This is a genomic window from Devosia ureilytica (assembly GCF_024273195.1).
In the GTDB taxonomy this organism is placed as follows: domain Bacteria; phylum Pseudomonadota; class Alphaproteobacteria; order Rhizobiales; family Devosiaceae; genus Devosia; species Devosia ureilytica.
On the sequence record NZ_JAMZCU010000003.1, the window covers coordinates 216,658 to 242,645 of the forward strand.

Genomic DNA, 25,988 nt, shown 5'->3' on the forward strand with positions numbered 1-25,988 from the left:
AGTGTAGGCACTTGGCCAGCAGGCGCAAGGCCGATGAGGCGGAATTGAGTGGGGGACAGGGGCGCGTCACCCCACCCGGTAAAAGCAAGCGGCCGGGCTATTGCCCGGCCGCCCGTCGAGGTCAAGGGAGGTGACCTTTAGAGGTTGAACGACCAGAACATGGTCTCGCCCGATGAATCGTCGACGCCGTCATTGTCGGTGACCGCGAAGCCGGTGCCGGCCGCATCGATGGCGAAGCCTTCGACCTTGTCCAGCACATAGCCGCCGGTGGCAGTAAGGTCCGGGATGAAATCGCGCACCAGGGTCTTGGTGACGGTGGGCAATTCGCCGCCCAGCGCGCCGGGGACCAACTCGGAGACCGGCACGCTGTAAAGGGCCTTGAGCTGGGCCTTTTCGCCGATCTGATTGTCGCGCTCGACGATATAGACCAGGTCGCCATGAGCGGTGATTTCGGAGAGGCCAACCCAGGCGCCTTCTGCCGGGGCTTCGAGCGGGTAGTTCACCGCACCCCATTCGCCCGTGGCAGGCTTGTAGGACACGAGCTTGACCATGCCCTTGGCGTCGTTCTGCCACTCGCGCTGCATGGCGATCCAGAGCGTGGCGTCCTCGCCTTCCCCGACCATGGTGATGCCTTCGGCACCAAAGCGGATTTCCTCGGCGAGCAATTCGGCCGGGAACGGCACTTCCTTGGCGATCTTGCCGTCGGCCTTCACGCGATAGAGCGCATGCGGGATCAGGCGGTCGGTGCGGCCTTCCGAGGCCAGCCAGAACCCACCTTCGCCATCAAGCGCAATGCCCTCGAGGTCGAGCTTCTGGGCCGGGTCGCCATTGCGGGTCACGATGGTCTTGGTCGTGATGCGCGCCGGCTGGGCGGTGGCATCGATGGTGTAGATGGAAGGCTGGTTGCCCAGGAAGCTGTCGGACACCCCATAGAGCATGCCGGGTTTGTCGGCATCGGCGGCCAGACCCGACAGGGCAACCCAGCCCAACGGACGGCCATCGGCATCGAGATCGGAGATGATATGCGGGTAGGCCGGAGCCTCGGCATCGGCCAGCTCGAAAATCGATACATGGGACCGGGCAGCGCCATCGGCGCCCAGATCGGTCTCGTTGGCGGTGACCAGGAGATTGCGCGACGGGATCGCCACGGCACCCTCGGGGCCAATGCCCGAGGGCAGCGCCTGGACAAATTCCGCCTCCGCGCCGGTGTCCTTATAGACCGCAACGAGCGAAGCGCGCTCGAGGCCGATCAGCAGATAGGTGTCCTCACCGAAGGTGGCGACATCGACGCCTTCGGGCTCGACGCCCTTGGCATCGGAGCGCTTGTCGGGATAGTGGCCGAACTGTGCGGCCAGATGATCGAGCGCGGCGCCGCTGTCGTAAAGCATTTCGCCCGACTTGCTGAAGATCGAGAAGCTGCGCGAACCGCCGTTGTAATCGCCTTCATTGGCAACGACGAAACGCTCGTCATCGATCCACTTGACCGCATCGGGTTCGCGCAGGCGCTCGGACTGCGAGCCGGTAAAATCGAGCGAACCATTGTCCTCGGTATCGATGCCTTCGAGATCGACCGAACCAGCGGAGAAATGCGCGGTCACTTCGCCCTTCTCACCGTCCACGATGACGAAATGGTTGTTTTCCTGGAGGGAAACCACGACCTCGTGCTGGCTGTTGATCGAGACATATTCCGGCTCTGGATCGTCACCGGCGATTTCGGCAAGCCCGGTCAGATCGACCAGCTTGAGGCTGTCGCAATCGACCACGCCGTCGGTGACATTCAGCAGCGCCAGAGCGCCAGCCGGCATCTGCGGAATTTCGCCGTCATTGAGGTCTTCGTCGCGCTCATTCTCGATGGCCACGGCGATCAGCGCGCCGTCGGCACTGCGGGCCACCGAATCCGGCTGGCCGCCGAGATCGCAGGAGGCTTCCACGGCCTGGCTCGCAAGATCAATCATGGAAAGATTGCCCGAGGGCGCCGTGAAGCTTTCCGAGGTGTTGACGCCGGCAAACACCTTGCCGCCATCCACCACAACGGTTGTCGGCTCGCCTTCGAGCGCCAGGAAGCCCTTGGCCTTGGGCAGTGTGGGGTCGGTGATGTCGACAAAGCCGATGCCGCCGGCCGGGCTGTCGGAATAGATCAGGGTCATGCCGTCTTCCGAGACGGTGATGATTTCCGCAGAGGTTTCCTCGGCGTCGGGCGTGTTGAGCGCGACCGGGAAATTGGCAATGCGGTTGAAATAGGGAGCGGCTTGAACGCCGGCCGTGGACAGGAGCAGGGCCGCGCTGAGCACGGCAAGACGCTTGTGAGCAGTCATGATTTGGGTCCCCCAGAATGATGCGAGGCACCGCTTAGGCCTGGGGGAAAACAGATCGATGACAGCGCCATGACAATGGCGTGACAAGCCGGACTTCTATACAGGCGCCGCCGCAATCCCTATATTGCCCAAAGAGAACAAAATAAGATTCGTCAAGGCTCGGCCGTGCAGCTGCCCCGGTTGCGCGGACCTTGGAACAAGAAGCGCGCATGGCCGACAATGCCCCCCTGCCCCGCCCCCAAGCCGGGCCGATTACCAGCCAGCTGGGCCGGCGCGAGCCGGATTATCTGAACGGACTGAACCCCGAGCAGCGCGACGCCGTGCTGACAATTGACGGCCCCTTGCTGGTACTGGCCGGTGCGGGCACCGGCAAGACGCGGGTGCTGACAACACGGATTGCGCATATCCTGACGACCAAGCGCGCCTGGCCCTCGGAAATCCTGTCGGTGACGTTCACCAACAAGGCCGCCCGCGAGATGAAGGACCGCATCGCCCGGTTCGTCGGCGCCTCGGTGGAGGGCATGCCCTGGCTGGGGACGTTCCACTCTATCTCTGCCCGCATCCTGCGCCGTCATGCCGAACTGGTGGACTTGAAGTCCACCTTCACCATTCTCGATACCGACGACCAGATCCGGCTGATCAAGCAATTGCTGGCCGCCGAGAATATCGACGAGAAGCGCTGGCCGGCGCGTCAGTTTGCGGGGATGCTCGACGCCTGGAAAAACCGCGGGCTGCTGCCCAAGGACGTACCCGCCTCCGACAGCGGCTATTATGCCAATGGCAAGGGCGGCAAACTCTATCACGATTATCAGGCCCGGCTGAAAACGCTCAACGCCGCCGACTTCGGCGACCTGCTGCTCGAATGCATCCGCCTGTTCCGTGAAAACCCGGAGGTGCTGGCCGAGTATCACGCCAAGTTCAAATATATGCTGGTGGACGAATACCAGGACAGCAACACCGCCCAATATCTGTGGCTGCGGCTGCTGGCGCAGGGCAAACCCGCCTCGGAAGCCAATATCTGCGTGGTGGGCGACGACGACCAGTCGATCTATGGCTGGCGCGGCGCCGAGGTGGACAATATCCTGCGCTTCGAGACCGACTTCCCCGGCGCCAAGGTGATCAAACTCGAGCGCAATTACCGCTCGACCGCCAATATCCTCAAGGCCGCCTCGACCATCATTGCCAATAACGAGGGACGGCTGGGCAAGACGCTGTTCACCGACATTGCCGAGGCGGGCGAGCCGATCTCGTTCACGCAGGTCTATGACAGCGAGGAAGAAGCCCGCACCGTGGGCGAGGAAATCGAGCAATACCAGCGCCAGGGCGAGGCGCTGAACTCGATGGCCATCCTGGTGCGCGCCTCGTTCCAGATGCGCGAATTCGAAGAGCGTTTCATCACGCTGGGGGTCAATTATCGCGTCGTCGGCGGCCCGCGGTTTTATGAGCGCAAGGAAATCCGCGACGCCCTGGCCTATCTGCGGCTGGTCGCCCAGCCGGCCGACGACCTGGCGTTTGAGCGCATCATCAATGTGCCCAAGCGGGGCCTGGGCGACAGCACGGTCAAGATGCTGATGGAAACGGCGCGCCACCAGCGGGTGCCACTGCTGCAGGCCGTGCGCATGATGGTGGAAACCGAAGACCTCAAGCCCAAGCAGCGCACGACGCTACGCTCGCTGGTCGCCCAGTTCGACGATTGGGCCTGGCGCAGCGAGAGCCTTCCGCCCTACCAGCTGGTCGAACACATGCTTGAAGAAAGCGGCTATATGGACATGCTGGCCGCCGACAAATCGGTGGAATCCGAAGGTCGCAAGGAAAACCTCAAGGAACTCAGCCGCTCCATGGAGGAGTTCGAGACGCTTGGGGGCTTCCTGGAGCACATTTCGCTGGTGATGGACCGCGACAGCGCCGATGCCAGCGACGCCGTCACCATCATGACCCTGCATTCGGCCAAGGGACTGGAATATAACACGGTTTTCCTTCCCGGCTGGGAGGATGGCACCTTCCCCAGCCAACGCTCGATGGACGAAACCGGCCGCGCCGGCCTCGAAGAGGAACGGCGCCTCGCCTATGTCGGCATCACCCGTGGCCGCAAGCGCGTGCGCATTTCGGCGGCGCAGAACCGGCGTATCCACGGCCTCTGGCAGTCGGCCATACCCTCACGCTTCATCGACGAACTGCCGCCCGACGCGGTTGAAGTCACCGACCGCGGCTCGGCCTATGGCGGCTATGGCTATGGCGGCGGGGCGACCAGCCGGTTCAACAAGGCCGACCCGTTTGAAAGCGTCTATGAAACACCCGGCTGGCAGCGCGCCCGCGCCAACCAGTCCAACCGCAAGGGCGGCGGTCCGCTGACCATCGACGGCGACCTTGTCGCCCGCTCAGTCGACCTCGGTGGCCAATCGAGCGGCTACGCTTTGGGCGAGCGCGTGTTCCATCTCAAGTTCGGCTATGGCGAAGTCATCCAGATCGAAGGCAACAAGCTGACTATCGATTTCGAGAAGGCGGGCACCAAGAAGGTGCTGGAGAGCTTTATCAAGAAGGGGTGAGGCGGTGTGCTCACCCAATCTCGGTGCCGTCCTCGGGCTTGATCCGGGGACCAATGACAGCGCGCCCGATGTGGCCAGTGGCCCTCGGGTCAGGCCCGAGGGCGGCGCGGTGGGTCATAGAGAGACCGAGCCTTTCAAGGGCGGTCGGGCATCCTCTTGCGCGCAAGATAGAAAGCACCACATCCTCCCATTATCAGGAGGACATCATGATCATCTCGACCACCCCCACTCTCGAAGGCCGCCCGGTTCGAGAGTATCTGGGCATTGTTACCGGCGAGGTGATTGTCGGCGCCAATATCTTAAAGGACCTGTTTGCCGGTATCCGCGATATCGTTGGCGGACGGGCCGGTGCCTATGAGGGCGCGCTGCGCGACGCACGGCGGCAGGCCTATGATGAATTGCGCTACGAGGCCGAGCGCATGGGCGCCGATGCCGTCGTCGGTGTCGATCTCGACTATGAAGTGGTCGGCCAGGGTGGATCAATGTTGATGGTGTCGATTTCGGGCACAGCGGTGAAGCTGTAGGGTCTTCAGTAGACCCCCACCCTTGGTCCCTCCCCACAAGGGGGAGGGAGACGATGAACACCAACGTCGCAGTCTCGCGCCTCCCTGCCCTTGATGGGCTTCGATCCGTCCCGAAGGGCAAATCTCTCCGGCGGAGAGACTTGAGGGAGGACTGAGGGCGGGGTGCCATGGCCACAAAGCTCTGCCATCCTTGACTTGGCCCCACTCCTCCCCCAAGGGAGAGCACCCCAATTCCCGAGGCCCATCATGTCCGTTGACCAACTGTCCGTTTCGCTCACCAAGGACCAGGCCTATGCGCTGGTGGATGCGGTATCTGAGCGCGACGAGCTGGCGCTGACGGCCTCGGCCCATGAGAATGAAGACACCGGGGAGTGGATCTTTGAGGCCACCTGCGACAGCCCCCCGGACGTCGCGGCCTTTGCCGAACTGGCGCGGCAAGTGCTGGGCGGCGAAGTCGAATTCTCGGTGGCGCCCATCGACCCTGAGGTCAATTGGGTGGCCAAGTCTCTCGAAGGGCTCGCGCCGGTAATTGCCGGGGGATTTTACGTCTATGGCAGCCACGAAACCGGGCCCATTCCCGAGGGACTGACGCCGATGAAGATCGACGCCGCCCAGGCCTTTGGCACCGGCCACCACCAGACCACCACCGGGTGCCTTGAGGCCATAGAGGCCTTGCTGGAACAGCGCACGCCCGCCCGCATGATCGATATCGGCACCGGCACCGGCGTGCTGGCCATTGCACTGGCCAAGCGGCTCGAAGCGGTGATCCTTGCCACCGACATCGACCCGATTGCCGTGACCACCACCGTCGAGAACGCGATTGAAAATGGCGTTGGGGACCAGATCGACGCCGTAGAAGCCACCGGCCTCGACCATCCCGAAATCACCGCGCGCGCGCCCTATGATCTGGTGGTCGCCAATATTCTTGCCGGTCCGCTGACCGAACTGGCGCCAGGGATCGGCTCCATTACACAGGCCGGCGGTACGGCCGTTCTTTCGGGCATTCTCAATACCCAGGCCGATGGCGTCATCGCAGCCTATGAGGCCGCCGGCTTTGCGCTGCAGGACCATCTGAAGCGCAAGGAGTGGACGACGCTGGTGCTGGAGAAGAACTGAGGCGCCGGATGGGGGATGGTGCCGCGCTCTCAGCGTGGTGGAGAATCCCCCTCACCGACTCGGCTTCGCCGCGCCACCTCTCCCCGACGGGGAGAGGAATAAGGGGCGCTCCTGCTCTACACAGCCGCGGAGCCGCCCTGGGGTCAGGCCAGAGGACGGCGCGGTGGGTGGTTAGGCAGCCTGGCCCCCAAATGCTCTACAAAAAACAAAATCCCCGAAGCGGGCTTCGGGGATCGGCAGGATCGTCAGCGGTGTTGCAGCGGCCTCAGGGGCGCTTGGTCACGGCGCCGATCAGCTGATGCTGCATGCGATAGCTGACCTGGCGGGAGGCTTCGCGACCACGAGCGTCGATAAGACCACCCAATGCGCTGCGGAAACCGTTCTTGCTCTCAGTCATTTTCTAACTCCATGCGACGGACGATCTGTTGCCGCCCGACATCGTCCATTTAGGCTGTTCGCTGGACCATTGTAAGGGCCCTGCCGGCAAGTCAGCCATGCCGTTCCTGCAAGGCAGGATTAACGGTCGTTTACCTTGCGGCCCAGATCGTGGTCGCGCTCGAAACGAGCGACGAAACGTTCAGCCTGGCGGGTGCGGCCTTCGACGATGGCATTGACGGCGCGCTGGAAGAGATTGTTCTGCTTGCTCATTTTGTAGGTCTCCTGTTTTCTTGCCTTCAAGATAGGCTTTGCCCGCCGCAAAACCAGAGACAAGACAACAAGACAGCCATGCCCGGAGCGCATCGCGCAGCCGGACGCGGCCAGGACCAAAGATGACCCAGAACACCTCAAAAACTATTGCATTTCAGAACTTTACCGAGAAATCCGACCCTTCCCAGGTCGCAGCTCGCCTTGTCTCGTTGAGGGCAGCCATGCAAAAGTCGGGCATCGATGCGGTGCTGATCCCCCGCGCCGACGCCCACCGCGGCGAGTCGGTGCCGGCCAGCGAAGCGCGGCTGGCCTATATCACCGGGTTCACCGGCTCGGCGGGCATGGCCGTGGTGGGTCCGCAGGGCGCAGGTCTGTTCATTGACAGCCGCTATACCCTTCAGGCTCCGGCCCAGACCGATACCAAAATGGTGAGCGTGCATGAGGTGACACAGGGCGGCGTCAGCCCCGATATCCGGCTCTACGTGCCCGAGGGCGGCAAGCTGGCCTATGATCCCTGGCTGCATACGCCCGGCGAAGTGCGCGATGTCACCGACAAGTTGGCGGGCTACGCCGAAGTCGTGCCGCACGCCAATCTGGTCGACGCCATCTGGGATGATCGTCCGGCGGCGCCGGTCAGCCCCATTGAATTTCTCGGCCACAACCGCGCCGGCAAGACCGCGACCGACAAGATCGCCGACCTGCGCGAGACGCTGGCAGCCGACAAGGCCGACGCGGTTGTGCTGACCCTGCCCGAAAGCATCTGCTGGCTGTTCAACATGCGCGGCCGGGACGTGCCCAACACGCCGTTTGTGCTCGGTTTCGCCATCGTTCCCCAAGCGGGACGACCGACGCTTTATCTCGATGCCGCAAAGATCACGCCGGAGTTGACCAAGGCGCTCGACGGCATCGCGCAGATTGCCGAAGCCAGCACGTTGAGCGGTGCGCTTGAACAGTTGGGATCGGGCAAGGCTACCGTGATCGTTGATCCGCAATCGGCGCCTGCCGCGGTGGCCGATACGTTGCGCCATGCGGGCGCACGCCTGCTCGAAAAGCGCGATCCGGTGCTGGGGCCGAAATCGATCAAGAACGCGGCCGAGCTGGCGGGCATGCGCGAGGCACACCGGCTCGATGGCGTGGCACTGGCAAAGTTCCTCAGCTGGTTCGACACCGAAGCCCCCAAGGGCGAACTGACCGAAATCGGTATCGTCACCGCGCTCGAAGCCTTCCGCCGCGAGGAGGAAACCTGCGTCGACGCCAGTTTCGACACTATTTCAGGCGCAGGGCCGAACGGCGCCATTGTCCACTATCGCGTGACCACCAAGACCGACCGCAAGCTGGCCGCGGGCGAAATCATGCTGGTGGATTCAGGCGCGCAATATCTGTCTGGCACCACCGACATCACCCGCACCCTGTTCACCGGCGCGGCGACGCCTGAGCAGAAGGATCGCTATACGCGGGTGCTCAAGGGCATGATCGCCATTTCCATGGCCCGCTTCCCCCGCGGCACGTCCGGCGCCCAGATCGATGTGCTGGCGCGGCAATATCTCTGGCAGGACGGGGTCACCTATAACCACGGCACCGGCCATGGTGTCGGCGCGTTCCTGGGTGTTCATGAGGGCCCGATTGGCATTTCGTCGCGCTATGCCACCCCATTCGAGCCGGGCAATGTTCTGTCCAACGAGCCCGGCTATTACAAGGCGGGTGAATATGGCATCCGCATCGAAAACCTGATCGTGGTGCAGGAAGCCGCGGAATTTCCCGGCTATCTCGAATTCGAAACCATCACCCTGGCCCCCATCGACACGCGGCTGATCGATCAGTCACTGCTGTCCGAGACCGAACGGACCTGGCTCAACAGTTTCCACGCGCGGGTGTGGGCCGAAATCGGGACGTTGGTCTCGGGCATGGTCAAGGACTGGCTGAAGCAGGCAACCGCCGCAATCTAGCGCTGGGACCTCTCAGTTGAACCACAGCGCGAAATCGGGCCATTGATCGCCAAAGACCCGGTTGCCTTCGGCAAAGCTTTGCGCGTCGGCCACCGGGCCGTCGCGCAGGAAGGGCAGCGCCCCCTGCCCTGCGAACAGCATGACCAGGTCGGTCTCGGTGGCCGTTTCAAAATAAAGCGCGAGGTCAAAGCCCTCGCGGAACCGCCAATGCGGGATCAGCAGCTCGCCAACCAGGATTTTGTCCAGCGTATCGAGCGTTGCCATCCAGGCCGCGACATGATCCTCGGTCACAGTGCGGTCGGGCACCAGCGAGGTCTGGCGCGGCGAGGGCACCAGTTCACGATTGTCGTCGGTTTCAGCAAGGATCGCGTCCCAATTCCGCCGCGACAGCGCCGTGACGGCCTTGAGCCGCGCCAACACGCCCTTGAACCGTTCCGTATCAACGACCGGAAAGTCGGATGTGTGGATGGCGGCGATGAGGTCGGCAATGAAGGTATCGGTCTCCGGGTCCATCATCAGCGTGCCGCCGCGCGAATAATCCTGCATGGGCAGGCCGGCCTCGGGGAAAATCCGGTGGCCGATGGCCGCAAACAGCGCGGAAAAGTCATGGGCCAGCAATAGGTCAACCGGCACCGCCGCGACCTGGCTATAGCCGGCCAGCCAGATGGCATCGGCCGTGTCGAACCCGATGGTTGCGTCGGGCACAGTGGTCTTGTTGCCCTTGGTCTTGCCCTGCGGTAGCGCGGCGACGTCGCCAAGCAGCATGGCCAGGGTTTCGCCAGCGCCCACTTCGCCATCGCCATCAATATCGAGCCGAACGCGCAAGGGGTCGATGGGGACGACAAAACTGCCGGCAGACCCGGCCATTTCAAAACTGTCGTGGGCGCGGTCTAGCCCGATGACAAAATCTGCGAGAATGCTGCGCATCTGCTCATAGCTCAGCGGTTCGGGCGCCGGATTGGCGGGACCGGCGGCCACACCGGCATCGACCCCCAGCAATCGCGCGGCCGCTGGAACATTGGGGCTGATCGCGCCATGCCGATAGAAGGCCTGTGACACTCCCTCGACGGCGCCGATCAGATCGATCAGCCCCAGGCCAAGGCAGGCATCCATATGCAGCTGAGCGCAGCTCTCATCGAACAGCGCCCGGTTGGCAGTGGCGGTTCCGGCATAGAGCATATCGGGCAATTGCTCGCCGGCGTCGCTGCCCAGCGCCACTCCGGGCGCCAGGGCCAAAATGATCGCCGCTCCCAGAAATGCTCGCATAAACCCCTCCCGGACCGGCTATTTGCCGACGCGCTCGAACCAGTCGTCTTCGCTGATGACCTCGATCCCCAGCTCCTCGGCTTTCTTGAGCTTGGACCCTGCACCGGGGCCCGCCACGAGGATATCGGTGGCGCTCGACACCGATCCGGCCACCTTGGCGCCCAGCCGTTCGGCCATAGCCTTGGCTTCAGAACGTGTCATTTTTTCGAGCGAGCCGGTGAATACCACGGTCTTGCCGGCCACCACGCTATCGGCAGATACCACAACCACATAGGGCTGCGGCTGCACCTCGACCAGGAGATCGTCAAGCGCCTGCACATTTCGATCATTGGCAAAAAACGCCATGATCGACGAACGCACCGTCTCGCCGATGCCGCCGATCTCGGGAAATACCGAATGGCCATCCTCATGGTGGGCCGCGGCAAAGGCCACGTCGCGGAATTTTTCCACCGTGCCGAATTCCTTGGCCAGAAGCGCCGCCGTGGTTTCACCCACATGGCGAATGCCCAGGGCGTAGATGAAACGATCCAGTTCGGGGGTCCGCCGGGCGTCGATGGCATCGAACAGCTTTTTGACCGAAACCGGGCCAAAACCGTCGGCATCCTTGAGCTTTCTGATGGCCCGCTCATCGCGCGCCTTGAGCGTGAAGATATCGGCCGGCCGGGCTATCCGGCCCTCGGCATAGAACTGGGTGACCTGCTTGTCGCCAAGGCCATCAATGTCGAGCGCATCGCGAGCGACGAAATGCTTGAGATTTTCCACCGCCTGGGCCGGACAGATCAGCTCACCGGTACAGCGGCGCACACTGTCGAGCTTGCCGGTTTTTTCGTTGAGCTCGCGCACCGCCTCGGACCCGCAGGCCGGGCAGACATGGGGAAACACGAAGGGGGCGGCTTCGGCGGGTCGCTTGTCGAGCTGCACATCGACAATCTGCGGAATGACATCGCCGGCGCGCTGCACAATAACCGTGTCACCGACGCGCAGATCGACGCCATTGCGGATCGGCTCGCCATTGTTGCCGATGCCCTTGATATAGTCCTCATTGTGCAGCGTCGCGTTTTCGACCACGACGCCGCCTACGGTCACCGGCTGCAATCGCGCCACAGGGGTCAACGCCCCTGTGCGCCCGACCTGAATGTCGATGCCGGTGAGCACTGTGGTCGCCTGTTCCGCCGGGAATTTGTGGGCAATGGCCCAGCGCGGCGCGCGCGCGACAAAGCCCCAGCGCTGCTGCAGGTCCAGCCGGTCGAGCTTGTAGACGACGCCGTCGATGTCATAGCCAAGGGTCGCGCGCTGCGTTTCGATCTGGCGGTAATGCGCAATCAGGGCCTCGGCGCTTTCGGTGCGCAACATCAGCGGATTGGTGGCAAAGCCCCAGTCCTTGAACTTGCGCACCACCTCGGCCTGGGTGTCGGCGGGCGGGGTCGGATTGCCGTCGGCGTCCTCGGCAATGCCCCAGGCGTAGGCAAAGAAATTGAGGTTGCGGCTGGCCGTGATCCTGGGGTCTTTCTGGCGCAGCGACCCGGCGGCCGTGTTACGCGGATTGACGTAATCCTGCCCGCCGAACTTGGCCGAATGATCCTTCAACCGCTTGAACTCGGCGTGGGTCATATAGACCTCGCCGCGAATTTCGATCACGGCAGGCCAGCCGGAGCCCTTCAGCTTATGCGGAATGTCGGCAATGGTCTTGAGGTTTTCGGTGATGTCCTCGCCCTCTGCGCCATCGCCACGGGTCGCGCCGCGCACGAAAACCCCGTTCTCGTAGCGCAGCGAGGCCGAGAGCCCGTCGATCTTGGGTTCGGCGGTAAAGGCCAGCGCGAAATCGGGATCACGCAGGATGTCCTGCATGAAGAACTTTTTCGCCCGCGCTACGAAGTCGGTGACATCCTCGTCCGAAAAGGCATTGGCGAGGCTGAGCATGGGCACGCCATGGCGCACCTTGGCAAAACCCTCGGCCGGGGCCGCGCCGACGCGCCCGGACGGCGTATCCGTGCGGACCAATTCGGGGAACGCCTGTTCCAACGCGTCATTGCGGCGCTTGAGCGCATCATAATCAGCGTCCGATATCTCCGGCCTGTCCTGCTGGTGGTAGGCAATATCGGCAGCCGCGATAGCCTCTGCCAGGCGCTCCAGCTCCAGCCGGGCTTCGTCTTCGGAGAGATCGGAAACGTCTTTGAGGGAAAGATCGGACATGGGGATACTCAGACCAAGATTATGCCGGAAAGGATACCCCCACCTAACCTCCCCCTGATAGGGGGAGGAATGGAACGAGGCGCTCCGGCAAAAGGTTATCCCACCGCGCCGAGCAATTTCTTGGCAGCAGCGCGGGCTTCGCTGGTGATTTCGGCGCCGGCGAGCATGCGGGCAACTTCTTCCTGCCGGCTACCCTTGTCCAGGGGCCGCACATGGGTCCGCATGAAGGCGCCCTCCTCGATCATCTGCTTTTCGATGAGCAGGTGGCGATTGGCGCGGGCGGCCACCTGAGGCGCGTGGGTAACGGTGAGCACCTGAACGGTGCTGGCGAGCCTGGCCAGGCGACGGCCAATGGCGTCGGCCACCGCGCCGCCAACCCCGGTGTCGATTTCATCAAAGATCAGCACCGGCGCCGATCCGCGATCTGCCAGCACAACCTTGAGAGCGAGGAGGAAACGGCTTAACTCGCCGCCCGAAGCGACCTTGAGCAGCGGCCCAGGCGTGGTGCCCGGATTGGTCTGCACATGGAAGGCGATCTGATCGAACCCGGTCGCCGAGACCCGGTCGCTATCGGCCTGGTGATCGACGATGAACCTTGCTGCACCCAATTTGAGATCGGGCAATTCGGCCTCGACAGCCGTGCTGAGTGCGACAGCAGCAGCCTTGCGGCCGACGCTCAGAATATCTGCGGCCTCGCGATACCGGGCACGCGCCGTGGCCTCCTCGGCCTCCAGCCCCTTGAGGCGGCTCTCCCCGCTTTGCAGGGTCTCGAGATCGGCTTCATATTTTGCCAGAACATCGACCAGGCCATCGCAAGAGGTCTGGTGCTTGCGGGCGGCAGCGCGCAGCGCAAACAGCCGCTCCTCAACCGCTTCCAACTCCCCCGGATCAAAGGCCATCTCGCGCCGAAGGTCCTCCAGCGCATCGGTGGTACGATCCAGCGTCACCAGCGACGCATCCAGCGCATCGACAATCGGCTGGAACAGCGAGGCGCCGCCATCGATCTTGCGCATCAAGCGCCGCATCAGCGAAGCCAGCGCAGGCGTGGGCGCGTTGGGGCCATTGAGGATTTCGTCGATCTCGACCACGTCGGACGCGGCTTTTTCGGCCTGTTGCAATTGCTGCCGCCGCTCGGCCAACTCGTCTTCCTCGCCTGTCCGCGGCTTGAGCTTGCCCAGTTCTTCGACCGTATGGCGCGCATAGTCCTCAGCGGCCTCGGCCTCGGCCACCTGGGCGCGTTGCTCTTCGACGGCCTGCTGCACTTCTGCCAGCGCGGCCCAGAGTTCACGGACGGCATTGGCCTCGGCGCTCAGCTCGCCAAAGGCATCGAGCGCGGCGCGATGTGTCGCGACATCGACCAGTGCCCGATCATCATGCTGGCCATGGATCTCGACGATCTGCCCGCCCACCTTCTGCAGCAACGAGGCGGAAACCGGCTGGTCATTGATAAAGGCGCGGGTACGGCCATCGGCAAACTGCACGCGCCGCAGGATGACGTCCTCGTCATCGGCAATGGCATTATCGCGCAGCAGCGCCCGTGCGGGATGATCGGCGGCCAGTTCGAGCACGGCGACAACCTGGCCACTGTCCTGCCCCTGGCGGACCAGCGAGGCATCGCCCCTACCCCCGAGCGCCAGCGTCAGCGCGTCGAGCAGGATGGACTTGCCGGCCCCAGTTTCGCCAGTGAGCACGGTCATGCCCGAATCAAGAGCAAGATCGAGCTGGTCGATGAGAACGATATTGCGGACTGACAGCGCGTTGAGCATGCGCGAACTTCCCGTGGCTGCACCACTGATCCATGCCGCTTATAGCATCGCCCCGCGGGACAAGGCGCACTACCGGGCGCACATCCACAACATAGGCTGCCACAAACGAACCGGGACGCATGATAGCGCCCCGGAACAAAATAGCAACATTGATAATTTTGGGTGGTCTAGCTGCGCACGGCGGCCAGCCAGCTTCCCGAATTGAGCTGGGGCGCGAGGCCCTGCTTGCCGAGCACTTCAAAGGCCCGCTTGTACCACTCGCTCGAGGGGTAGTTGTGGCCCAGCACGGCCGCGGCCGACATGGCTTCATTGCTCAGACCCAGCAGCAGATAGGTCTCGGTCAGGCGATAGAGCGCCTCTTCGATATGCGTGGACGTCTGCCAGCGCTCCACAACTTCGCGGAAGCGGTTGATGGCAGCCGAGTACTGACCATTGCCCTGGTAATAGCGGCCAACCGACATTTCCTTGCCGGCGAGCTGGTCATAGGCCACCAGCAGCTTTTCCTTGGCGTCGATCGCGTGCTCGGACTTGGGATAGTTGTTGATCAGCAGGTTGTAGGTGTCGATGGCATCGCGCGACAGCTGCTGGTCGCGGGTAATGTCCTTGATCTGGGCATAATAAGACGTGCCCTTGAGCCAGAGCACATAGGGCACTTCCGAATTGGACGGATAGAGCGCCAGATATCGGTCTGCTGCCAGGATCGCCTCATCGAACTTGCCGATGCGATAGTTTGCATAGACCTGCATCAGCTTGCCCTTTTCGGTCAGGGCGTCGCGCGGATGCTGGCGTTCCAGCTTCTCGAGCTTGTCGATGGCGGTCTGGTAATACTGGCGATCCATATCGTCCAGCGCGCCCTGATAAAGGGCCGCAGCCGGCACAATGGGCTGTTCCTTAAGCTTGGGAGGGCCGAACAGGCCGCCGCCGGCGCAAGCCGTCAATGCAGCGGCCAGGAGGCCCATGGCAGCAAACCGGACCACCCGGCTGGAAAACTGGCTCACAACGTCAAGCTTCACGAACTGCCCCGTTCAAAATCATTCCGCAGGAAGACTGCGGGCCTATGTGGCAAATGGATCAAAACTGTGGCGCCGCCAATCGGCCCCGGAGCCCGATCAGCGAACGGACCGCAAGTAGTGATGAACCTCAAGACCTTCCGGCTGGTCTTCGAAACTTTCGAACTCCAGCGGCAAATCTTCGGCATCGACTATTTCATAGTTGGCATCGCTGGAAAAGAGCGACGCCAGCACATGTGCGTTAAGCGCGTGCCCACCCTTGTAGGATCGGAACTTGCCCCAGATCGCTAATCCGCCCAGCGACAGGTCGCCGACGGCGTCGAGCAGCTTATGGCGGACGAACTCATCTTCGTAGCGCAAACCGCCCGGATTGAGGACGCGGTCATCGTGCACGGTAATGGAATTGTCGAGGCTGGAGCCAAGCGCATAGCCGGCCTGGCGCAAAATCTTGGCGTCGCGCACAAAGCCGAAGGTGCGGGCCTGGGAAACGTCCTCGAAATAACGGCGCGGGGTCCAGTCAAAGATCATCCGCTGACGGCCGATCACCTTGGAGTCGAAATCGATCTCAAGGTCGAGTGCCCGTCCATTATAGGGCTCAAGCGCAGCAAAGGCGTCGTTGTTGCGAACGGTGACGGCGCGGACAATCTTGAGAAATTTCTTCTGGGCCGGCTGCACTTCGAGCCCGACAGCCAGAATGGCCGAGGCGAAGGGATGGGCCGAACCATCCATGATGGGACATTCAGGACCATCAACGGTGATCAGGGCATTGTCGACACCCATGCCCGAAAGCGCCGACACCACATGTTCGACGGTCGCGACGCTAACGCTGTCGCCCAGATCAAGTGTGGTGCAAAGGGTCGTGCGGGTTACGCGCGAATGGTGGACAGGCACGGGCTTGGTGAAGGTGCCATTGCCCAGATCGCGACGAATTGTATAGCCGTTGTCTGGCGCAGCAGGCGCCATGGTCAGTGTTACCGGCTGCGCGCCATGTACGCCGTAACCGGAGAAGCTAACCTCGCCGGCAAGCGTACGCTGGCGCGTTGAAAGTTTGTTCATGCCTGGAAATGCTCCGCCCGGACGATCGCGCTTACCGCACTGTTAGCCAAAAAAAACTCGGTGCGGAAGCCGCACCGAGAAAGCTTTAGAGAAAAGGTCACTAACGGATCAACCGTGCTTGCGCAGGAAGGCCGGGATTTCCAGATGCTCTTTCTGTGCCGGGGCGGCCGGAGCGCGTCCCTGATTGTCCAACTGGCCGCGAGCGCCCTCGCTGGCGGGTGCTACGCGAGAAGTCCTTGCGCCGCCTGCCTCAATGGCGCTGCGGGCGGCCGCGTCGTCGGCCATGCTGGACGCCGGCTCGGCGCGAACTTCGGCCTGCTGCGGACCCAGATTGAGTCCGACATTGGACGCGAGGCGCTTGAACAGGGCCCGTGCATTGCGCGGCTCGGCGTCATGACGTTCGTGCCCATCCTGTGACCGGCGCGCAACAACCGGAAGTTCCTCGGTGCGCGGCATGCGGCGCTGACCCTCGGGGCGAGCGGCATGCGAGGGCACGTAAACGCTGGGAATCGGCTGCTCGTCGAGCACTGGCGCCTCATCCTGTTCGACCATGGACGCGGCTTCGGGCATGTAGGGCTCGACCACGATGCCATCATCTTCCTGCCCATAGGACTGGGTGGGCTGATGCGCGGCAAAGGCTTCGGCCACAGCGGCCTCGACCTGATGGCCGATTTCCTCAGCTTCGAACTCGGCCACGGGCGGCAGGGCGGCCTGTGGCACGACCGAACGTTCGGCCGGCACATGGCGCTTGACCGAAAGCGGGGTGCGTGAGGCGTGGGGCTTGGCCGGCTCCATGGCCTGGACCATGGCAGCGTCGGTGCCGGTCGCCACGACAGACACGCGCAGCGTACCGGTCAGGCTCGGATCGTAGGTCGCGCCGAGGATGATGTTACAGTCGGTGTCGACTTCCTCGCGGATACGGCTGGCAGCCTCGTCGACCTCGTAAAGGGTCAGGTCAGGACCACCGGTGATGGAAATCAGCAGGCCGCGAGCCCCCTGCATGGACACATCGTCAAGCAGCGGATTGGCAATGGCGGCCTCGGCGGCGTGTCGGGCACGATCTTCGCCCGAGGCTTCGCCCGTCCCCATCATCGCCTTGCCCATGCCACGCATCACGGCGCGCACGTCGGCGAAGTCGAGGTTGATCAGGCCTTCCTTGACCATGAGATCGGTGATGCAGGCGACGCCCGAAAACAGCACCTGGTCTGCCATGGCGAACGCATCGGCAAAGGTGGTCTTTTCGTTGGCGACCCGGAACAGGTTCTGGTTCGGGATAACGATCAGCGTATCGACATGGCGATGCAGCTCGTCAATGCCGTCTTCGGCCAGACGGGCGCGGCGATTGCCTTCAAAGTTGAATGGCTTGGTGACAACGCCAACAGTCAGGATGCCCTGCTCGCGGGCGGCGCGAGCCACGACTGGCGCTGCACCCGTACCGGTGCCGCCACCCATGCCGGCGGTGATAAACACCATATGCGAGCCAGAGAGATGATCGTTGATCTCATCCCAGCTCTCCTCGGCGGCCGCGCGACCCACCTCGGGGTGCGAACCAGCGCCAAGGCCTTCGGTAACGCCGACGCCGAGCTGGATGATGCGCTGCGCCTTGGACAGTGCCAGGGCCTGTGCGTCGGTATTGGCGACGACGAAATCAACACCGTCCAAACCGGACTCGATCATGTTGTTGACGGCATTGCCGCCGGCACCGCCCGTACCGAATACGGTAATGCGGGGCTTGAGTTCCTGGATGTCCGGGATGGTCAGATTGATGGTCATAGGTGGCCCCATAGTGGCGTGGTTGGTTAAGATTTACGCACCCATTCGTTAACTCCAGCCTAACAAGTGAGTCGGTCCGGTTAACTTCTCTGCAAAATGCGACACGCCGGCGTTACGCATTCAGGGCACGTTAACCACGCGTGACGCCCGCTTCGCGGGGCTTGACAGGCGGCTGGGCATAACATAACCATTTTGTCATATACCCTTTAAGTTATGCAAATGTGATGGAGAACCCAATGACCAAGCTCATGCCGTGCCTGTGGTTCGACGACCGGATCGACGATGCCATCAAGTTCTATACCGAGACCTTCAAGGACGCGCGGGTTCACGTGATCAACCGGCAGGCCCCCGACCAGCCAGCCTTCACCGCCGTCATTGAGCTGGCAGGCCAAAAATTCATGCTGCTCAATGGCGGCCCACGCTTCCCCTTCACCGAAGCGGTAAGCTTCGTGATCGACTGCGACGGCCAGGACGAGGTCGATTACTATTGGAACCGCTTCGTCGAGAATGGCGGAGAAGAAAGCATGTGCGGCTGGTGCAAGGACCAGTTCGGGCTTAGCTGGCAGGTGGTGCCCAAGCAACTCCACGAAGCACTCGGCGGCCCCGATAGAGATGGCGCCAACCGGGCCATGCAGGCCATGCTGGGCATGCGCAAGCTGATCGTGGCTGATCTGCAGAAGGCCTATGCGGGGGCGTAGCGCGTCACTGAGTGCGGAGAAGCTTAAGAGCGTCGCTTAAAAGCTCGTCCGCAGCCAGTTGCCGACGCGTGCGATATAGCCGTCCGTACCTGTGAGCTTCCGCGAACCGCGGGGCTCGACATATTCCTGGGCGCAGACCTGGGGATAGACCAGCATGCCGGCCATGGTGGCGAAGGCGGCACCCTTGGCGATTTCGGGCAGGCCGGCAATGCCCATGGGACGGCCGTTGCGGACATTGCGGGCGAGGATGCGCCGCGCCACTTCGGGCAGACCCGTCATCTCGCTGGCGCCACCCGTCAGCACAAAGCGGCGGCCACACACATCCATCATGCCGGTCGCCTGCATGCGGTCACGGATGGCGGTGAGAATTTCTTCCATGCGCGGACGCATGATGCGGGTGAGGACGGCGCGCGGAATCTGCCCCGGCGCTTCGTCATGGCTGGCCCCGACCGGCTGGATCGGGATCATCTCACGCTCGTCGGCCTGACCAGGCAGCACCGAACCATGCAGCGTCTTGAGGCGCTCGGCATCGGCCACGCTGACGGAGAGTTGGCGTGCAATGTCGAGGGTCAGGTGATGTCCGCCAATGGCGATGGCATCGGCATAGACCATGTGCCCGTCATTGAAGACCGAAACAGTCGTCGTGGCGCCGCCAAAGTCGACGCAGGCCACGCCAAGCTGGGCCTCGTCATCGACCAGCGTCGCCAGGCCCGAGGCATAGGGTGTGGCGACGAGCGCCTCGATCTGCAGGTGGCAGCGATGCAGCACCAGTTCGAGATTGCGCATGGCGAGTGTTTCGGCGCTGACCACGGCAACATCGACACCCAGCTTTTCGCCGACCATGCCCTTGGGATCGCGAATGCCCTTCTGGCCATCCAATGCGTAGCCGATGGGGAGCGCGTGAATGATCGAGCGCTCCGGCCGCACCGAGCGCGAATTAACCGCCTTAAGCACGCGGAAAATGTCGGCCTTTTCCACTTCCTGCCCGTCGAGCGAGACGGCAGCCGAGAATGTTTCCGAGCCAAGGCGCCCGGCCGTGACATTGACGAGGACGCTTTCCAGCGTCAGCCCGGCGGCGCGTTCAGCCATGCCCACGACATTGCGGATGGCCTGCTCGGCTTTTTCGATATCGGTGACCACGCCGCTCTTGACGCCCGCAGCCGGGCCATAGCCGAAACCGATCACCTCGGCCGAATGCGTCCGCCCGCGCAGCGCCCGCCCCTCGGGCCGCGGTGCCAGCCGCGCAATGACGCAGCAGATCTTGGTGGAGCCGATATCGAGCACCGCCACCAGCGTCGTCTTGCCAGGCTGGACCGGCCGCAGTCGGGAAGTCATCGCATCGGTCATCATGATTGTTCGGCGTCTTCGTCAGTCGGGTTAGGGCGCACCGCGACGACGCTGTCGATCCGAAGATCAATCGTGGAAACGTCGCGATCAAGGAGCTGGTAGTCGTTCTGATAGGTCACGAGATGGGCCATGGCCTGGGCAACGCCCTGCTCGGGCAATTGCACCCGGAGGCCGGTGTCATAAATGAGGTCCCAACGGCGGTCGGCGATGCGCGACAGAGCCACGAGACCGTCCTGGAGCAGCGGAAAGCCATCGAGCGCGCGGATCATTACCAAGGCATCGTCGGCAGCACCATCGCCGATCACCAGAGGCAGTTCGGCATAGGCGCCCCCCGCCTCCCCGATCTGGTCGCCTCGGCCATCGATGAGGAAGGTTATGCCGTCCACCGCCCAGCGGGCGACCGGCGTTTTCTCGGTGATGACCACCGACACATCGCCCGGATAGGTCTTGCCCACGGTAACGCTGTCCACCGCCGGCAATTCTGCAATGCGCAGGCGCGCGGCTTCGACGTCGAAGGCAAGGGTGGAGGTATGCGGCTGGATGCCCAGCGCATCAAAAATTTGCTGCTCGCTGGTCAGCGTCTGGCCGGAAATCTCGATCTCGCCGATGGCAAGACCCGCCTGGGCGAAATTGCCCTGGGCAATGCCGCCGATGGTATTGGCCAGCATGCCGATGGGTTCGCGCACCTGATAGAGCACCAGACCCGTGGCCAGCACGGCCGCGATCATGACGCCACGGCGGATCGCCCTGCCGTGCAGAACCACGGCGCGATTGAAGCGATTGGTCAGCCGCTGGCGCGACGTGCGGACTGGAACAGGCAGCGCGCGCGGGTCCACCAATCGCGCCCCGGCGAGAAAGGTCTCGCTCTTTACCTGTTGCAACTCGCGTCCTCCACCATCCAGGAGACCAGCTCTTCGTAGGAATGCCCAGCGTGAGCGGCCTGCTCGGGCACCAGTGATGTCTCGGTCATGCCCGGCTGGGTGTTGATTTCCAGGCAGACGAGTTCACCGTCCTCGCCCGCCGCATCGTTGTACCGGAAATCGGTACGGGTGACGCCGCGGCAGCCGAGAGCCGCATGGGCGGCCAAAGCCATCTTCTGCACTTTGTCGTAAATTTTCGGTTTCAGCTGCGCCGGAATAACGTGGACTGACCCGCCTTTGGCGTATTTTGCCTCGTAATTGTAAAAGTTCAGCTCCGTGACGATCTCGGTCACCCCCAGCGCCACATCGCCCATGACGGCGCAGGTCAATTCGCGCCCCGGGATATAGCGCTCAACCATCACGTCTTCGCCCGAATTCCAGTCGTCGCGCAGGATTTCCTGTGGTGGATGGCTGGTCTCGCCCTTGACGATGAACACGCCAAAGCTTGAGCCGTCGGCAATCGGCTTGATCACATAGGGCGGCGGCATGACATGGGCCCGGCCAGCCTCGGCCCGCCCCACGATAACGTGATCGGTCACCGGCACGCCGGCGGCCTTGAGCATGATCTTGGCCTGATGCTTGTCCATGGCCAGGGCCGAGGCCAGCACCCCCGAATGGGTATAGGGAATTTCCAGCAGCTCCAGCAGCCCCTGGATCATGCCGCTTTCGCCGAACGGGCCATGGAGCGCGTTGAAGACCACGTCGGGCTTGAGCTGGACCAGCACATTGGCGATGTCGCGGCCCACATCGACTTCGGTGACCTTGTAGCCAGCATTGCGCAGAGCGGCAGCGCAGCCAGCCCCGGAGCTGAGCGAAACCGGGCGCTCGTTGGACCATCCCCCCATGAGCACGGCGACATGTTTGGTCATGGGGTTGTCCTCCTCACAAAACCAGGTGTGCGGAAAGATACCCCCACCCTTGATCCTTCCTCACAAGGGGGAGGGAGACGATGAACACTGACGTCGCAGTCCTGCGCCTCCCTCCCCTTGATGGGGAGGGAATGAGGGTGGGGTGAAGGGGCGAACTCGGGCGCAGCGATGAACACCATCATCACTCGCCCTGCCCCATCAGGGCCTCAAGCTCGCCCGGCAATGCCGCCGCCCATTGCGTGATATTGCCCGCGCCAAGACACACGACGTAATCGCCCTCGGCCACGCGCGAGGCGAGCAAGGGCGCCAGTGCTTCAGGCCGGTCGATGACACGGGCGTCGCGATGGCCGCGGGCGCGGATGCGGTTGACCAGTTCTTCATGGGTAACACCCGGCAGCGGCTGCTCGCCTGCGGCGTAGATCGGCGCGACGATAACGGTGTCGGCATCGTTGAAGCAGGCGGCGAAATCATCGAACAGGTCATGGACACGGCTATAGCGGTGTGGCTGCACCACGGCGATGACATCGCGTCGGGCCGACTGCCGCGCGGCCCTGAGCACCGCAGCGATTTCCACCGGGTGATGGCCGTAATCATCGATGATGGAAACGCCGCCGACCTCGCCGGTCTTGGTGAAGCGGCGCTTCACCCCGGTGAACTCGCGCAAGCCCTTGCGGATGGCCTCGGCCGGCACATGCAGCTGGTCAGCCACCGCAATGGCAGCAATGGCGTTGAGGGCGTTGTGAATGCCGGGCATGGGCAGTTCCAGCCCGTCGATCCGCAGATTGGTCTGGCGGATGCGGTCGCGGATTTCGACGGCAAAGTGCTGCACGCCGCCACGGTTTTCGAGATCGGTCAACCGCACGTCGGCCTGCGGATTCTGGCCATAGGTGATGACGCGACGGTCGCGGATTTCGCCCACCAGCGCCTGCACCTCTGGATGATCCAGGCACATCACCGCAAAGCCATAGAAGGGCACATTCTCGACGAATTGGTGGAACGCCTTCTTCACCCCTTCGAAATCGCCGTAATGGTCAAGATGCTCGGGGTCGATATTGGTCACCACGGCAACGTCCGCAGGCAGTTTGACGAAGGTACCGTCGCTTTCGTCTGCCTCCACCACCATCCATTCACCGCCGCCCAGCCGGGCATTGGTACCATAGGCGTTGATGATCCCGCCATTGATAACGGTAGGATCAAGGTTACCCGCATCGAGCAAGGTCGCGACCAGCGTTGTGGTCGTGGTCTTGCCATGCGTACCGCCAATGGCAATGGCGGTCTTGAAGCGCATGATCTCGGCCAGCATTTCGGCGCGGCGCACCACCGGCAGGGCGCGGGCGCGCGCGGCGATCAGCTCGGGATTGTCCTTCTTGATCGCCGAGGAGATGACCACGACTTCGGCCTTGCCCAGATTATCGCCATTCTGGCCGATCTCGACGGTAATGCCCATGTCGCGCAGGCGCTGCACATTGGGATTGAGCGAGGCGTCGGACCCCTGCACCACATAGCCCTGGTTATGCAGGATTTCGGCAATTCCGCTCATGCCGATGCCGCCAATGCCGATGAAATGAACCGGCCCGATATTGCGGGGCATCTTCATGGTGTGGGTCTCCCTTCGATCTGGGTATGTTTGCCGCCCAGCATCTCCGCCAGGTCAGCCAGCTTTTCGACGGCACGGGGTTGTCCCAGCGACAGCGCGGCCGCAGCGGCGCGCGTCAGGCGGGGGGGATCGGTCAACAGCGCGTGAAGTCGAGTGGCAAGCGATTGCGGTGAAAGCGTGGCCTGCTCGGCCACCCAGCCGCCACCGCCCTCTTCCATGAAGAGGCCATTGTGCTTCTGGTCTGAATCCAGCGCACCGGGCAGCGGAATGAGAATGGCCGGCCGGCCGATGACGCAGAGTTCGGTAATGGTGGAGGCCCCTGCCCGGCCGATCACCAGATGGGCACTGGCGATGCGCGCCGGAAGGTCGGGAATGAAAGCTGCGAGTTCGACGCTGGTGCGAGACTGGCGGTAGCTCTCGGCAACGCGGTCGATGTCTTCGGCGCGCGCCTGCTGCACGATCTGCAGCCGGTTGCGCAAGTCGTCGGGCAAGAGCGCAATCGCTGCTGGAACGATGTCGGACAGTGCCCGCGCGCCCTGGCTGCCGCCGGTTACGACGAGGCGGATAGGGCCCTTACCATCCAGCGGTGGATAGGCTTTGCCGGCCAAAGGCCGCACCAGGTCGCGCACCGGATTGCCCGTTACGACCTTTTCGAGGTTGGATTGATCGGCAAAGCGCGTGTTCGGAAAGCTCATGGCCAGGATATCGGCAAAGCGCGCCAGGGCCCGGTTGGCCCGGCCCATTACCGCGTTCTGTTCATGCAGGATGCCGGGAATGCCGAGCAGGTTTGCCGCAATGAACGGCGGGAAGGTGGGATAGCCGCCAAAGCCGATCACGGCGTCGGGGCGCACCTTGCGCAACTTGCCCCAGGCCGTGCCGATGCCGCGCATGATCGTCAGCGCCGCGCCCGCCAGTTTCAGCGGATTGGCGCCCGAGGGCGTTGCCGCGGGAACAATGTGGATCTGCCGGGCCGGGAAATCGGCGCCATAGCTGGCGACACGATGATCGGTCATCAGTTCGACAGCGTGGCCGCGCCGGATCAATTCCTGAGCCAGCGCCATGGCCGGAAACAGGTGCCCCCCCGTTCCGCCTGCGATGAGGACGAATGTTTTCATTCGGCGGGGGCTACCACGGCGCTGCGGTAGGTGGGAAGGCCTGTGACCATGCGCTCCTCAGGCTTGGTGCGGGTCATGGCCAGCATCAGACCCATGCCAAAGGCCACCGCGAGCATGGACGTGCCGCCGTAGGACACGAACGGCAAGGTCATGCCCTTGGGCGGGATGAGATTGAGGTTCACCGCCAGGTTGATGCCCGACTGCATGGCGAACTGCACCGCAATGGTCGAAGCGGCAAGGCGCGCAAACAGGCTCGTCTGCCGCTGCGCGGCGATCATGGCGCGCACGACGATAAAGGCGATGAGGCTGACCAGGCCCATGCAGAAGAGAATGCCGAATTCGCCCGCAGCGGCCGAGAACACATAGTCGGCATGAGCGTCGGGGATGAGCTTCTTGGCGATGGATTCGCCTGGCCCGCGACCGAACCAGCCGCCTTCCATCAGCGACTGCAGGGCGCGGTCGATCTGATAGGTATTGCCGCCGCCATCGGGGTTGAGGAAGGTATCAATACGGCTGGCAAAGTGCGGGAAGAACGCATAGGCGCCCACCAGAAGCCCGCCGGCGGCACCGGCCAGGCCAATGATGATCCACCAGGAAATGCCCGAGAAAAACAGCAGCACCGCCCAAGTCGCCATGACGAGCGCGGTCTGCCCCAGGTCCGGCTGCAGCAGCAGGGCCGCAACGATCAGCCCCATCAGAAGCATGGTGATCAGCCGGCCGGGCACATTGCGATGAATCATATATTCCGAGATCAGCCAGGCGCCGATGACGGCAAAGGCCGGCTTGACGAATTCGGAGGGCTGGATCGACTGGCCTGCAAAGGACATCCAGCGCCGCGCGCCCTTGACCTCGGTGCCAAAGCGCAGCGTCGCCCAGAGCAGCACGGTCATAACGATCAGTGTGCCCAGGGCGGCAAACCGCGCCTGGCGGTGGCTCAAGAGAGAAGTTGCAAGCATCACCGGCACGGCGACCAGACAAAACATCGCGTGGCGAATGACGAAGTGCCATTCGTCGAGCCCGATGCGTTCGGCCACCGCCGGGCTGGCACCGAAGCTGAGCACCATGCCGCAGGCCAGGAGCATGATGAGCGCCCCGAGCAGTTCGCGGTCAATCGACCACCACCACTCGGCAAGCGGGGTTTTTTCGGCGCGGGAGAAGATCATGGGGGCGGACCGGATACGCGATACAAACTGGCGCCCAGTGTAGCCGCGCTTTGGTTACCGATTTGCCAAGGGCATTTGCGTTTTGCGAATCCGCAAAAGAAAGGCCCCGGCATTTGCCGA

General features: G+C 63.1%; 20 protein-coding genes. 5 read left to right on the forward strand and 15 right to left on the reverse strand.

All coding sequences use genetic code 11. The features are described from left to right. Positions 1–137: 137 nt before the first annotated feature. Positions 138–2,315 carry an esterase-like activity of phytase family protein gene (locus NIM87_RS08950; protein ID WP_254674312.1) on the reverse strand — a complete coding sequence of 726 codons (2,178 nt, stop codon included), beginning with the start codon at positions 2,313–2,315 and terminating at the stop codon, positions 138–140. 209 nt (positions 2,316–2,524) lie between these two features. On the opposite strand from NIM87_RS08950, the gene NIM87_RS08955 reads away from it, so the two are divergent. The 3 genes from NIM87_RS08955 (at position 2,525) to NIM87_RS08965 (ending at position 6,501) form a co-directional block, all read left to right on the forward strand. After that, positions 2,525–4,861 carry an ATP-dependent helicase gene (locus NIM87_RS08955; protein ID WP_254674313.1) on the forward strand — a complete coding sequence of 779 codons (2,337 nt, stop codon included), beginning with the start codon at positions 2,525–2,527 and terminating at the stop codon, positions 4,859–4,861. 206 nt (positions 4,862–5,067) lie between these two features. Then, on the forward strand, positions 5,068–5,385 hold the full coding sequence (locus NIM87_RS08960) for a heavy metal-binding domain-containing protein (protein ID WP_254674314.1): 318 nt from the start codon (positions 5,068–5,070) through the stop codon (positions 5,383–5,385). Between the two features lie 246 nt (positions 5,386–5,631). After that, positions 5,632–6,501 (forward strand): 50S ribosomal protein L11 methyltransferase, encoded by an 870-nt coding sequence (locus NIM87_RS08965; RefSeq protein ID WP_254674315.1) that lies wholly within the window; start codon positions 5,632–5,634, stop codon positions 6,499–6,501. Between the two features lie 265 nt (positions 6,502–6,766). On the opposite strand, the gene NIM87_RS18590 is transcribed toward NIM87_RS08965, so the two are convergent. Continuing rightward, on the reverse strand, positions 6,767–6,898 hold the full coding sequence (locus tag NIM87_RS18590; RefSeq protein ID WP_268905699.1) for a hypothetical protein: 132 nt from the start codon (positions 6,896–6,898) through the stop codon (positions 6,767–6,769). A 119-nt stretch (positions 6,899–7,017) separates the two neighbouring features. Next, entirely contained in the window at positions 7,018–7,149 is a 132-nt protein-coding gene (locus NIM87_RS18595; RefSeq protein WP_269467981.1) for a hypothetical protein, read from the reverse strand. Between the two features lie 122 nt (positions 7,150–7,271). Here NIM87_RS18595 and NIM87_RS08970 point away from each other — a divergent pair, with 122 nt between their 5' ends. Further along, positions 7,272–9,095 (forward strand): aminopeptidase P family protein, encoded by a 1,824-nt coding sequence (locus NIM87_RS08970; protein ID WP_269467982.1) that lies wholly within the window; start codon positions 7,272–7,274, stop codon positions 9,093–9,095. A 12-nt stretch (positions 9,096–9,107) separates the two neighbouring features. Here the strand turns inward: NIM87_RS08970 and NIM87_RS08975 are convergent, their stop codons facing one another. The 6 genes from NIM87_RS08975 to ftsZ form a co-directional block, all read right to left on the reverse strand. Further along, positions 9,108–10,361 (reverse strand): hypothetical protein, encoded by a 1,254-nt coding sequence (locus tag NIM87_RS08975; protein ID WP_254674317.1) that lies wholly within the window; start codon positions 10,359–10,361, stop codon positions 9,108–9,110. Between the two features lie 18 nt (positions 10,362–10,379). Beyond that, the gene (gene ligA / locus NIM87_RS08980; RefSeq protein ID WP_254674318.1) at positions 10,380–12,554 is read right to left on the reverse strand and encodes an NAD-dependent DNA ligase LigA; all 2,175 of its coding nucleotides are present in this window, start codon (positions 12,552–12,554) and stop codon (positions 10,380–10,382) included. A gap of 95 nt (positions 12,555–12,649) precedes the next feature. Next, complete coding sequence (gene recN / locus NIM87_RS08985) at positions 12,650–14,320, reverse strand: DNA repair protein RecN (protein ID WP_254674319.1); 1,671 nt, start codon at positions 14,318–14,320, stop codon at positions 12,650–12,652. 167 nt (positions 14,321–14,487) lie between these two features. Further along, positions 14,488–15,333 carry an outer membrane protein assembly factor BamD gene (locus tag NIM87_RS08990; protein ID WP_254674320.1) on the reverse strand — a complete coding sequence of 282 codons (846 nt, stop codon included), beginning with the start codon at positions 15,331–15,333 and terminating at the stop codon, positions 14,488–14,490. A gap of 96 nt (positions 15,334–15,429) precedes the next feature. After that, positions 15,430–16,386, reverse strand: a complete 957-nt coding sequence (gene lpxC / locus NIM87_RS08995) for a UDP-3-O-acyl-N-acetylglucosamine deacetylase (protein WP_254674321.1) — start codon at positions 16,384–16,386, stop codon at positions 15,430–15,432. A gap of 108 nt (positions 16,387–16,494) precedes the next feature. Then, positions 16,495–18,159 carry a cell division protein FtsZ gene (gene ftsZ / locus NIM87_RS09000; RefSeq protein ID WP_254674323.1) on the reverse strand — a complete coding sequence of 555 codons (1,665 nt, stop codon included), beginning with the start codon at positions 18,157–18,159 and terminating at the stop codon, positions 16,495–16,497. A 236-nt stretch (positions 18,160–18,395) separates the two neighbouring features. Between ftsZ and NIM87_RS09005 the strand changes: the two genes are divergently transcribed. Beyond that, positions 18,396–18,857, forward strand: a complete 462-nt coding sequence (locus NIM87_RS09005) for a VOC family protein (RefSeq protein ID WP_254674325.1) — start codon at positions 18,396–18,398, stop codon at positions 18,855–18,857. A 36-nt stretch (positions 18,858–18,893) separates the two neighbouring features. On the opposite strand, the gene ftsA is transcribed toward NIM87_RS09005, so the two are convergent. The 6 genes from ftsA to NIM87_RS09035 form a co-directional block, all read right to left on the reverse strand. Continuing rightward, positions 18,894–20,192, reverse strand: coding sequence for a cell division protein FtsA (ftsA, locus tag NIM87_RS09010; protein ID WP_254674326.1), 1,299 nt, complete (start codon positions 20,190–20,192; stop codon positions 18,894–18,896). A gap of 11 nt (positions 20,193–20,203) precedes the next feature. After that, complete coding sequence (locus tag NIM87_RS09015; RefSeq protein ID WP_254674327.1) at positions 20,204–21,085, reverse strand: cell division protein FtsQ/DivIB; 882 nt, start codon at positions 21,083–21,085, stop codon at positions 20,204–20,206. Continuing rightward, positions 21,073–21,993: a D-alanine--D-alanine ligase gene (locus tag NIM87_RS09020; protein WP_254674329.1), complete on the reverse strand. Its 921-nt coding sequence runs from the start codon at positions 21,991–21,993 to the stop codon at positions 21,073–21,075. The genes NIM87_RS09015 and NIM87_RS09020 overlap by 13 nt, the downstream gene beginning before the upstream one ends. Positions 21,994–22,174: 181 nt before the next feature. Beyond that, complete coding sequence (gene murC, locus NIM87_RS09025; protein WP_254674330.1) at positions 22,175–23,590, reverse strand: UDP-N-acetylmuramate--L-alanine ligase; 1,416 nt, start codon at positions 23,588–23,590, stop codon at positions 22,175–22,177. Continuing rightward, positions 23,587–24,705 carry an undecaprenyldiphospho-muramoylpentapeptide beta-N-acetylglucosaminyltransferase gene (gene murG, locus NIM87_RS09030; protein ID WP_254674332.1) on the reverse strand — a complete coding sequence of 373 codons (1,119 nt, stop codon included), beginning with the start codon at positions 24,703–24,705 and terminating at the stop codon, positions 23,587–23,589. Before murG ends, murC begins: the two co-directional genes overlap by 4 nt. Continuing rightward, on the reverse strand, positions 24,702–25,865 hold the full coding sequence (locus NIM87_RS09035) for an FtsW/RodA/SpoVE family cell cycle protein (protein ID WP_254674795.1): 1,164 nt from the start codon (positions 25,863–25,865) through the stop codon (positions 24,702–24,704). The genes murG and NIM87_RS09035 overlap by 4 nt, the downstream gene beginning before the upstream one ends. Positions 25,866–25,988: the final 123 nt, after the last annotated feature.